We start from the raw sequence: 10,460 nt of genomic DNA, 5'->3' as shown, positions 1-10,460 counted from the left end.
CGCAGACCTCAAAGATGGTCTTCGCCAAGTCCAAACCAATACGCACAATTTCCATGATATGTCTCCTTGCTTTGCAAAGGCGCAATCGTCGCCGCTTGAGGGCGGCGGGGTCCATACCATTGGCTCCGGTCGTCGGAGCCTGACGCGGCAGATGGCAGGTGAGAGCCGATACCTACAACATGAAATCGCTTTCGCTGCCGCAGAAAAACTGTCATCCGGTCGGCATGACACTTCGCATGGCAAACCACTCGGATGCTTCATGCATCGCGGCGATTTCTATAGAGGTATGGGTGGGCACATACCTCAAACAAGGCGTCAGTGCTTTCTTTGCGGATTATGCTCTGGAAGAGTTCACTGTTCAGAAAACTAGAAACCTCATGGATGACCCCACGCGGTTCATTCTGGTCTCGCAGAATGAAGAAGGTATTGACGGCTTCATTCGAGTATCATCCAGCAGCCCAGCTCCCGTAAATGGATGCTCTGGTCTGGAAATTTCCACGTTTTACGTTCAACCGCGGCACCACGGGAAAGGCATAGGCAAACGCCTCTTGTCCGCTGCGCTCGAACACTGCCGTGAAACGTGTGTGAAATCCGTCTGGCTAACGACGAACGCAGAAAATGATCCGGCAATTGCCTTCTATCTCGCGCAGGGCTTCGAACACGTTGGCGAGACCAACTTTTGCATTGATGACAAGGGCTATCTGAATAACGTCTATCGGCTCGCGTTTTAATAGGGGATACGCGAAAACCAAGGTCTGGTTTGTCCCGAAACTGTGTATTCGCCAATGGACTGATTTTGCCGTTGCAGCGAATGTCCGGATTGACCGGCCGCACCGCAGCATCGCAGATTGCGGCTGGACGTCTCCTTTGGGCCGCCAATGAAGGCGGCCTGAAAATTTTAGATTTCAATGGCTTCAGCGATAGCCAACGCGTCTTCAAGCTCAACGCCAAGGTATCGGACAGTACTGTCCATCTTTGTGTGACCCAACAGTAGCTGTACCGCGCGCAGATTTCCCGTCTTTTTATAGATTTGGGTAACCTTCGTTCGTCGCATTGAGTGCGTGCCATAAGCGCTCGCCTCTAGACCAATCGACGTCACCCAATCCCGGACGATCCGCGCATATTGTCGGGTCGAAATGTGAAGACGCTCATGGAAGCGGCCGGGCCAAAGGTACTCGGAGCCGACCATGAGTTCGTCTTCCATCCACTTTTCGACCGAGGCTCTGGTGCCTTCGGATATCTCAAAGCGCACAGGTTTCTGCGTTTTGCTTTGCAATACCGACGCCCGTTCTTTTATCTGGCCGGATGCCATGACGTCGACGACTTTCATCTTCACGAGATCGCAGCCTCGAAGCTTGCTGTCGATCGCCATATTAAAGAGCGCGAGGTTACGATAGTTCTCTGCCAATTCTAACCGAACACGGATCGCCCAGACGTGCTTTGGCTTGAGCGGTCGCTTCTGGCCGACAATGCGACCCTTGTTCCAGGCTGGCCGCAGGGCGCGAATGGCAGGTAGGTTTGGTGTTTCCATTACTGATCCTCCGATCCGCCATGCCCTCCCAGTACGACAACCCTATGCTGACAAAGTACCTTAGCATCAAAAGCCCTTTGTTTGTTTGTCGTTCATTTGGAACGCACCGTTCGGTCCGTTTCCGAAAAATTAACGTCAAATTGTGAAGATCGAGCGCAAATCTGTCAGAGGCTGGTTATAGCGCTTGATACACCTTTTGTCCGCTTCCTTCGGTCTGGCGGCAAGTCAGAATTTACGGTCAGTCTCGACCGATTGAACCGTGCCCCCGAGAGGAAGGATGCATCCTTCAATCCGGCACCGTATTTCCAAAGATTTCTGGAGCTTCTGGAAGACGCTGACGCGGACAATACCGCGTTCCTGGATGAACGTCTCGGCGACACCAGTGGTTACAATACCGGGCCTCTGAAGCAGCGTTTCTATGATGAATTTGAGGGCCGTCTTATCGCAACGCTGGCCGTTTACGAGGGAGAAGGGCGCGACAGAGCTGAGATCGCGGCGCTGATTGAAGTGGACATCCAGGCCACCGAAGTTTGGTTGTTTCGGCGATTTGAGAACGAACTGAACGAGGCGCGGCAAAGGGCTTCCGGCGTCACGCATTACATCTGGCGGTCTGCTGACGATTCCAAGGTCCGGTCTAGCCATGCCGAACGGGATGACCGCGTATTCCCATGGGATCACGGCTTTTCAGATGGCTTGCCGGGTGAAGCGCACAACTGTCGGTGCTATGCGGAACCGGCCATCATCAATGGCCAGATCGTTCTGACAACTCGCCCGGTGTCGCCGGAGCTGGCTGATCGTATATCGGATGCACAAGGCAGGGGCCTTGCGCGCGCCGGTGGGGACGCGCTGGTTGGTACTGTCACGGGCATCTACGATGTGCTCCGGTTCTCCTATCTCGGATATCGACGTCTGTTCGGTTTCATCGCAGATGAGGAAGAACAGGAGCGCCTAACCGCGCGACAGAACATTCTTGATGCGCTTGAGCGGTTGGCCGAACTGGATCGGGAGACGGCAGAGCGGATCGCAGAGGAGGCAGTCGCTTATTTCGAGGCGCAGCATGCAGAACTTCGATTGCTGGACCTCAAATACCGCCTTGGCCTCACAAGCGAGGAGGCCTTGCTGCGTGCCTATGAAGACGTGGCCTACCTCGATGCGTCCGTTCTTCTTGGTGGAACCGCATTCACGGCGGGAGCGGCAAAGCTCGGGATCAACCTGACCCGGCTGCGGCCTACAGTAACTTTGAACGCCCTGCGCGCAGGACGCACGCAAATGGACAATATGATCAACACGCGCCGTCGCGAGGTGGATGCGTTGATCGGCAGACGTTTTGCAGAGCTGGAGGCTCAGGGGCACGGGCCACAGCGGCATGAAGGAGCGGTGACACGTCAGATGTTGGAGGATCGGGTTCTTCGTGGCATTGACCCTATCACGGGCACCACAACTGATGGGGTCACGGGCGGAACACATAACACAGTCAGAAACGCTACACGAATAACAAACGAAGCAGATTATGTGGCGGCGGAGGCCTTTATTCGCAGGTCATCTGACTACCGCGCGGCACGTGATGAGGCGATGTCCCGGATAGGGCAACTACCTAAGACAACGTTTCAAGTGTCGTTACCAATTGAAGATGTTCTTGGGCCGGATTTTCAGAATGTTGTGGAAGGCGTCCGTCGTATGGGTAGTGTCAAGAATCCAACGGGGTTACAGGCGGTTGATTTTGGTGGTGGTTCAGTCACTGCTGTTTTTGAACTTTTGCCTTCGGGCGAGCCTATTCTAGTAACGCTGTTTCCAACGGGAGCGAGATGATGGTTGATCTTCGGACACAGGCATGGCTGGACGACATGTTCATCTACGGCGGAGGAAACGTATATGGACCTCCCCAATTAAAGGAAGCGACTGACACGCGCGGAGAGTGGGCAGAGCGCTTTCGTTCGAATTTCGATCATGTCCTGGCCGAGAAAACACTTACGGCTGCGGAATATGAGGCTCGCACAGAAATCAGCTATGATACCGATGTTGAGTTTTACGAATACCTCTTAAAGCTTTATCGTTTTCTTTTCTCAAGTGGCCCGATGCCTTGATGGCTCGGATCAGTATTCTCTCGACAAACCCATACTTCACTTGAATAGTTTGCTTTCCTAGCCGCAAAAGTTCGAAACCCAAAGCTATGGATGCCTTGAAATTTTCGGTTGCAGCGAAAGTCCGCTTTTACGGGCTGCGCCGCGGCATCGTTGTTGAAGGCTGAAGGTCCGGTTTGGGCTGATTCTGTGGAAAAACAACGTGTTGCAGGCGCAGAAAGTGGAGCGCAGAACGCGGTTCGAGCGCCTTTATTGTCAGGCTTTGCGCGTTTGCTGCGGTGCAGGAAAGATCTTGGCCAGTTTGCGGAGGTTTTGGGCGGTTGCGGCGAGAAGGAATTCGTCGTTTGCGCCGCAAACCCGCAGGCACCGCCGCCGCACTGGCCGAACGCATCCAGATCGTGGACGGCGCCATCGCTGAGTTGCAGGTCCGATCCGCCGACGCGGCAGCGACACAGGCCCGTGCCAAGCGGACCCGTCAAGCGCAGAGCGCGATCGACATGGCCAGCGACCGCCGCAAGCTGGCCGAGGCCGTCGACAGGGCGCTGACCGACCTTGCGAGTAGCTTTGCCGCGTACCGCGAGGCCGTCCGAGCAAGTGTGGGCCAGACCGCTGCGGCGGGCGGCGACGTCGGTCCCATTGACCGGGTGCTGACCAATAACCGCGCCAGCGAGGCCCTTATCAAGGCGATGATCGCCGCGGGCGGCAGCGAGCCGTCCCGCGCCCTGGGCGTCGATACAGGGCAAGGCTTGTCTACGGAGATTGGGCAAGCAGTCGTTCGCCATCTGAGGGAGGAGGCGGGGGCTTGATTCCACCTAGGATTGATCTGGCTACAGGTGATGCTTGGGAGATTTTCAGAGCCACGAATGACGTGGAGACGTTCAAGAAGCTGGCAGACGAGGTGAAAAAAAGTCCTAATTACCCGGCCGCGCTTAAGATATGGGCCACCTACATGGTAGAAGCAACAGCGCTGAACGATCCAAATGGGATTATCAACCTAAAGAAGGCCGCCGCCGTTCGGATTAACATGCATCTCTATCGCCAATTGCATTTTGCTCGCTTTGATCCAGCACCTGACACCGACGATGATTACGTCGAATGAGTCGTCAAAGAAACCTTTAGGACGCAAATACGGTACTTATGCTGTGCTTGACCGAAGCCAGGTCGCGGGGTTACGCCCCGAAGAGTATATAACTAATTGTTTTCATTGTGTAATTTTGGTGCCCCCACACGGACTCGAACCGCGGACCTACTGATTACAAATCAGTTGCTCTACCAGCTGAGCTATAGGGGCACTTCGGGGTCCTTTAGTCAGTTTGGCCCGAGCGTGCAAGAGGATTTTTGAGCGCATTTTAACCGCGCTTATCGTTTGAACCTTGGGGCAAGCCGGGATAGCGTAACTTCAAAATAACATTGCGCGGCAGGAACATATGCAACTGGTTTTTCACGCCGGTGCCCATTTTACCGAAGAAGACCGCCTGATCAAATGTCTGTTGCGCAACAAGGAGATGTTCCGCAGCCGTGGCGTTGCCGTGCCGGGCCCTGGCAGCTACCGAAAACTCTTGCGTCAGACATTGGAGGCCATGAGCCAGCATGATGCGGCGCCAAACGCCCGCGCGGTGCTGCTGGACGCCATTCTTGATGACGAAAACGCCGACCGGATGCTGCTCTCCAACGCGCATTTCTTCGGGACCGCGCAGATCGCTGTCCGAAAGGGACGGCTTTACCCCAAAGCGGCGGAGCGAATGAACCATCTCGCCAGCATTTTCCATGGCGACGAAATCGAACTCTTCATGGCCGTTCGAAACCCGGCCACCTTTTTACCTGCCTGTTTCAAAAGATCACAGCACGAAACCTTTGCCACATTCATGGGGGGCTTAGATCCCCGTTCTGTGCAATGGTCTGATACATTTCTGCGGCTCCGCAGCGCAGTGCCCGAGGTGCCGTTGACCGTATGGTGCAACGAAGACCTGCCGCTTCTCTGGGGGCAGATTATCAGAGAGATCGGCGGGTTGGAGCAGGGTGATCCGATCACCGGTGCATTTGATCTCCTGCGCAACATCATGTCCAGACAAGGTATGGCGCGCTTTGCGGCTTATATCGAACGCCGGCCCAACCTGTCCGAGGCGCAGACAAGGCGCATTGTCGCTGCATTTCTGAACAGATATGCGTTGGACGAGAAGATTGATGAAGAGATCGATCTGCCCGGCTGGACGACCAATCTGGTCAATGAAATGACCGAGCTTTACGATGATGACGTGGCCGCAATTGGCCGCATCCCCGGTGTGCGTCTCATCATGCCCGATTGAGGCGCAGGCGACAGGCCTGACCACCCGCTGACACAATACTCAAAGGCTGACAGCCTGACCGGTCAGGGCCGATTGCTGGGCCGCCAGACCCATTCGCACAGCCCAGACGCCATCCCCGAATGTGACGGCGGGGGCGGGCAGGTGGCCGCGCACCAGATCCAGAAACTTCTGGTGCTGGTAGAAGGTCGATCCATTGTGATCACCCGCCTGCAACAGGCGCGGATCGACGGGCGTTTCGCGCAGTTCGGGGCCTTTGGGATGGCGGGGGCTGATCTCGATCAGCGGGGTCGGGGCGGGGCCCAGATCGGTGGGCCAAAACCGCGTGGGGCCCGGCACAAAAGCTTCCACTTTCCCCTGATCCCCGATCGCTGAAATCACTTCCTGGAACCGCGCGCCCTCGGCGAACATGCAAAGCTCCAGCATTGCCCGTGCCCCCCCTTTGAAATCGACGATGACGTAGCCGTTGTCGATAATATCCGGGGTGTGGCCCTGGTGGCATTCATCCAGGTGATTGACCGACTGTGCGGCGCTTGCCATCACCCGAACCGGGGGGTGCCCGATCACCAGACGCATCAGATCAAAGAAATGGCAGCATTTTTCGACGAAGGTGCCGCCTGTTTGGGAATTGAACCGGTTCCAGTTCCCGACTTTTTCAAGGAACGGAAAGCGGTGTTCGCGGATCGTGAGCATGCGCACCCCGCCGGTGATCGCGGGGGCTGCCTCCAGCAGGGCGGCGATGGGCGGCATATAGCGGTACTCCATCGCGACCCAGATCGGGGCCGGATAGGTCTTGGCGATCCGGGTGAGACGGGGAAGGTCATCGGGATCGGTCAGCAAAGGTTTTTCCACCAGCAAGGGCAGGGGGCGGCTGTCTGCAATCTGGGCGATCTGCTCGGCATGACGGTAATTCGGGCTCGCGATCACGAGACAATCAAGATCCGCGCGGGCCAGCAGTTCCGACAGCGATGTGGCGAAGGTTGCATCAGGTGCCAGTCTCGATGCCGCTGCCCGCATTTGCGCATCGGGTTCAAAGACCGCCGCAATTTCGGTTCCTTCAAGCAGAGCAATGTTCTTGACGTGCTCCTGCCCCATCATGCCGCAGCCGATGATGCCGTAGCGGGTGTTCTGAGGCATAGGTCTTCGATCCTTACTTGAGGCGTTGCACATAGACGGCGCGTGCCGGGTCAAACCAGGTTCGCGAGAATTCCACCGGCGCTTCCGCCTCTGTCCAGCTGAACCGCTCGATATAGCCGCAGGGGGCGCCGCGGGGAGCGATGGCTTCGGGTGTCCACGGTGGGAACTGGCCGATGCTCACGCGGTCTTCGGCGCGGGTGATCCAGAAGTGCAGCCGCTTGAGGTAGGTCTGGTAGAGAGATTCGGACAACATGTTCAGGTTCAAGGTGCCGACACCTGCATCGAGCCAGATCTCCTCAAGCGCGATTGCTACAGCGTTCAGGAACCGTGTCCGGCGGATGCGGGTGGCATAGGCGGACTGGCCAAATCCGGGCAGGTCCTGCGGTTTCTCCACCACGTCAAGCGACAGCACATCGGCCGTGGGCAGCCCTCCACCGTCCAGCAGCTCCAATCGGAACATCGCGTAGAGGCCGGCGGGGCTCTGCGCCTTGCGGATGTAATTGCCCGATCCCTGAACCCGGCGCAGCAGGCCCTTGGTGTCGAGATCGGCGAGCGCTTTGCGCAAGGTGCCGATCGACGTGCCATAGGCGCGCGCCATCTCCCTTTCGGGTGGCAGGCGCTCCCCATCCATCAGGCGGCCTGCATCGATCTCACGAATGATAAGCTCGCTGAGTTGGATGTATTTCGGTAAGGCACCAGCGTATTTCGGCGTTGACGACATCGGGGTTCGGACGTGACCAGTAAAAATTGATACACCATTGATCTACATTTTTGCCGGTGGTATGCAAGCAAAATAGCATCGCACCTCCGGGGAGAGTTCAAGATGACGATTGTGCCGGTCACCTCTGCCGACCTCGACGCAGCTGAGGTATCGTGGTTCTCGGCGCTGTGCTCTGATGACTACCGGTTTCTCGGTGTGCCGGATGGGGATTTGCGCTCGAGCTGGGCGCATTGCTCGCAGATTGTCAAAACGGCCGAGGCACAGGGCTTTCGCAATATCCTGTGCCCCTCGTCCTATCAGGTCGGGCAGGACACGCTGAGTTTCGTGGCCGGTTGCGCGCCGATCACGGACCGTATCAACATGCTGGCCGCCGTGCGCTGCGGTGAGATGCAGCCGATCATGCTGGCACGGACCCTTGCGACGCTTGATCACATGTTGGAAGGCCGCTTGACGGTCAATATCATTTCCTCCGATTTTCCGGGTCAGAAAGAGCCGAGCCCCTATCGCTATCAGCGCTCGCGGGAGGTCGTGGAAATCCTCAAACAGGCCTGGAGCCGGGAGGAGATCAATTTCAACGGCGACGTCTACAGTTTCTCGGGCATGACCACGGACCCGGTGAAACCGTACCAGACCGGCGGGCCGCTGTTGTACTTCGGCGGCTATTCCCCCGATGCGCTGGATCTATGTGCCGAGCACTGTGACGTCTACCTGATGTGGCCCGAGTCCAAAGACGACCTCGCAGGTCGCATGCAGGCTGTGCATGAGCGCGCCGCCGAAAAGGGCAGAACGCTGGATTACGGGCTCCGCGTGCATATGATCGTCCGCGATACCGAAGCCGAAGCCAAGGAATACGCAGACTACATCGTCTCAAAACTGGATGACGACCATGGCCGCAAAATTCGCGAACGCGCGCTGGATGCAACTTCTCTAGGGGTCTCTCATCAGTCAAAGACGCGCGAAATCGCTGATGATTTAGGCTATATCGAGCCGCACCTTTGGACAGGCGTCGGCCGCGCCCGGTCGGGATGCGGCGCAGCACTGGTGGGCTCTGCCGATCAGGTGCTCTCGGAGATCGAGGCCTATCAGAAGATGGGCATGCGCGCCTTTATCTTTTCGGGCTACCCTCATATTGACGAGGCAGAGCATTTTGGACGGCTGGTGATGCCGCATCTGAAGACCTGCTCCTTGCCGCATGCTTATGGACGGGTGCCATCGGAGCCCCCCGCAACCCCTCTGGCCGCAGGAGACCGCCGCTGATGGACCGCATCGCCCTTTCCCAATCCGTCGAGGTCAGCCGCATTGTCTACGGCATGTGGCGTCTGGCCGATGATCCTGACACGTCTCCCACGCACGTCCGGGCCAAGATCGACGCCTGTCTGGCGCAGGGCATCACCACCATGGATCAGGCCGATATCTATGGCGGCTATGTGGCCGAGAGCCTTCTGGGAGACTGCCTGAAACAAAGCCCGGGTCTGCGCGACCAGATCGAGGTCGTCACGAAATGCGATGTCGTCGCACCGGTCGGAAAATACGCTGACGCGCGGGTCAAGCATTACGACACCTCTGCGACGCATATCACCGCCTCGGTTGATGCATCGCTGATGTATATGGGGCTTGACCACATCGATTTGCTGCTGATCCACCGCCCCGACCCGCTGATGGATGCCGCCGAGACCGGCGGGGCGCTCGATGCGCTGATCGCGGCGGGCAAGATCAAGGCCGCGGGCGTGTCCAACTTCCGGCCCTGGGACTGGGATCTGCTGCAGGCCAATATGACCCACCCGCTGGCCACCAATCAGATCGAGCTGAGCCTGGCCGCCCGCGACAGTTTCACCAATGGTGATCTGGCACATGCGCAGCAGCACCGCATCCGCCCGATGGCCTGGTCGCCGCTGGGGGGCGGCAGCCTGATGGCGGAGGACGGTGCCGTTGCGGCAAGGATGGAGACCATCGCACAGGCGCAGGGTGTCGACCGGGCGGCCGTCGCCGTTGCGTGGCTTTTGGCCCATCCGGTGGGCATTTTGCCGGTGATGGGGACAAATACGCTCTCGCGCATTGCGACCTTCAGCGATGCCCTGCGTGTGGAGATCGACCGTCAGATGTGGTTCGAGCTCTATGAGGCTGCCAACGGGCAGGAGGTGCCGTGATGCCGGATGGTCACATGCAGATGTCACGCCTGCGGACGTTTGATATGGAGCCCCCGCAGGACCGGCAGTTCCGCGATGCCTTGGGGCAGTTCGCAACCGGGGTGACGGTCGTGACCGCGGCAACCGATGACGGCCCGCTCGGGATGACGGCCAATTCCTTTTCCAGCGTGTCGATGACGCCGCCTCTGGTGCTCTGGTGTCCCGCGAAATCCTCCACAAGATTTGAGATCTTTGCCAGGGCCGCGCATTTCGCCATTCACGTTCTGGCCGCAGATCAGCGCGATGTGGCGCTGAACTTTGCCAAATCCGGCGCAGCGTTTGGCGGGCTGGATCTGACGGTTAACGCGCAAGGCGTGCCTGTCTTTGACCGCTGTCTTGCGCGGTTTGATTGCGACACGCATCAGATCCACGACGCCGGAGATCACGCGATCATCCTGGGCCTTGTCAGATCAGCAGCCTTCGGGGAGGGAGAGCCGCTGATTTTCGCGCAAGGACAGTTTGGAAGGTTTGACAACAAGGCGTAAAACGCCAACCAATGGA

At 57.9% G+C, this 10,460-nt stretch carries 11 protein-coding genes, 1 tRNA gene and 1 pseudogene; 9 read left to right on the top strand and 4 right to left on the bottom strand.

The annotated features are described in order from the left end of the window. Positions 1-224: 224 nt before the first annotated feature. Positions 225-731 (top strand): GNAT family N-acetyltransferase, encoded by a 507-nt coding sequence (locus H7847_RS25070; RefSeq protein WP_227272230.1) that lies wholly within the window; start codon positions 225-227, stop codon positions 729-731. A 167-nt stretch (positions 732-898) separates the two neighbouring features. Here the strand turns inward: H7847_RS25070 and H7847_RS25065 are convergent, their stop codons facing one another. Beyond that, the gene (locus tag H7847_RS25065; RefSeq protein ID WP_227272226.1) at positions 899-1,531 is read right to left on the bottom strand and encodes a tyrosine-type recombinase/integrase; all 633 of its coding nucleotides are present in this window, start codon (positions 1,529-1,531) and stop codon (positions 899-901) included. A gap of 81 nt (positions 1,532-1,612) precedes the next feature. Between H7847_RS25065 and H7847_RS25060 the strand changes: the two genes are divergently transcribed. The 4 genes and pseudogenes from H7847_RS25060 to H7847_RS25045 all read left to right on the top strand — a co-directional run. Further along, positions 1,613-3,340: a phage minor head protein gene (locus H7847_RS25060; protein WP_227272225.1), complete on the top strand. Its 1,728-nt coding sequence runs from the start codon at positions 1,613-1,615 to the stop codon at positions 3,338-3,340. Next, complete coding sequence (locus H7847_RS25055) at positions 3,337-3,615, top strand: hypothetical protein (RefSeq protein ID WP_227272224.1); 279 nt, start codon at positions 3,337-3,339, stop codon at positions 3,613-3,615. The genes H7847_RS25060 and H7847_RS25055 overlap by 4 nt, the downstream gene beginning before the upstream one ends. Positions 3,616-3,932: 317 nt before the next feature. Next, positions 3,933-4,418 (top strand): hypothetical protein, encoded by a 486-nt coding sequence (locus H7847_RS25050; RefSeq protein ID WP_227272231.1) that lies wholly within the window; start codon positions 3,933-3,935, stop codon positions 4,416-4,418. After that, positions 4,403-4,711: pseudogene (locus H7847_RS25045) on the top strand (beta family protein); the annotation flags it as partial. The gene H7847_RS25050 and the pseudogene H7847_RS25045, both read left to right, overlap by 16 nt. Positions 4,712-4,827: 116 nt before the next feature. Here H7847_RS25045 and H7847_RS25040 read toward each other — a convergent pair. After that, positions 4,828-4,903, bottom strand: a tRNA-Thr gene (locus H7847_RS25040). Between the two features lie 136 nt (positions 4,904-5,039). Between H7847_RS25040 and H7847_RS25035 the strand changes: the two genes are divergently transcribed. Further along, entirely contained in the window at positions 5,040-5,918 is an 879-nt protein-coding gene (locus tag H7847_RS25035) for a hypothetical protein (RefSeq protein WP_227272223.1), read from the top strand. A 39-nt stretch (positions 5,919-5,957) separates the two neighbouring features. Here the strand turns inward: H7847_RS25035 and H7847_RS25030 are convergent, their stop codons facing one another. Together H7847_RS25030 and H7847_RS25025 are read right to left on the bottom strand one after the other, a co-directional pair. Beyond that, positions 5,958-7,052, bottom strand: coding sequence for a Gfo/Idh/MocA family protein (locus H7847_RS25030; protein WP_227272222.1), 1,095 nt, complete (start codon positions 7,050-7,052; stop codon positions 5,958-5,960). Between the two features lie 13 nt (positions 7,053-7,065). Continuing rightward, positions 7,066-7,773: a GntR family transcriptional regulator gene (locus H7847_RS25025; protein WP_227272221.1), complete on the bottom strand. Its 708-nt coding sequence runs from the start codon at positions 7,771-7,773 to the stop codon at positions 7,066-7,068. Between the two features lie 102 nt (positions 7,774-7,875). On the opposite strand from H7847_RS25025, the gene H7847_RS25020 reads away from it, so the two are divergent. From H7847_RS25020 to H7847_RS25010, 3 genes are read left to right on the top strand one after another with little or no spacing between them, the layout of a single operon-like run. Continuing rightward, entirely contained in the window at positions 7,876-9,030 is a 1,155-nt protein-coding gene (locus H7847_RS25020) for an LLM class flavin-dependent oxidoreductase (protein WP_227272220.1), read from the top strand. Further along, positions 9,030-9,920, top strand: a complete 891-nt coding sequence (locus H7847_RS25015; RefSeq protein ID WP_227272219.1) for an aldo/keto reductase — start codon at positions 9,030-9,032, stop codon at positions 9,918-9,920. Before H7847_RS25020 ends, H7847_RS25015 begins: the two co-directional genes overlap by 1 nt. 20 nt (positions 9,921-9,940) lie before the next feature. Beyond that, complete coding sequence (locus H7847_RS25010) at positions 9,941-10,444, top strand: flavin reductase family protein (RefSeq protein ID WP_406676039.1); 504 nt, start codon at positions 9,941-9,943, stop codon at positions 10,442-10,444. Positions 10,445-10,460 lie beyond the last annotated feature (16 nt).

It is taken from the genome of Roseobacter weihaiensis, assembly GCF_020622345.1.
In the GTDB taxonomy this organism is placed as follows: Bacteria; Pseudomonadota; Alphaproteobacteria; order Rhodobacterales; family Rhodobacteraceae; genus Roseobacter; species Roseobacter weihaiensis.
The sequence above is the reverse complement of the archived record's forward strand: the minus strand, read 5'-3'. Positions and strand labels throughout refer to the sequence as shown.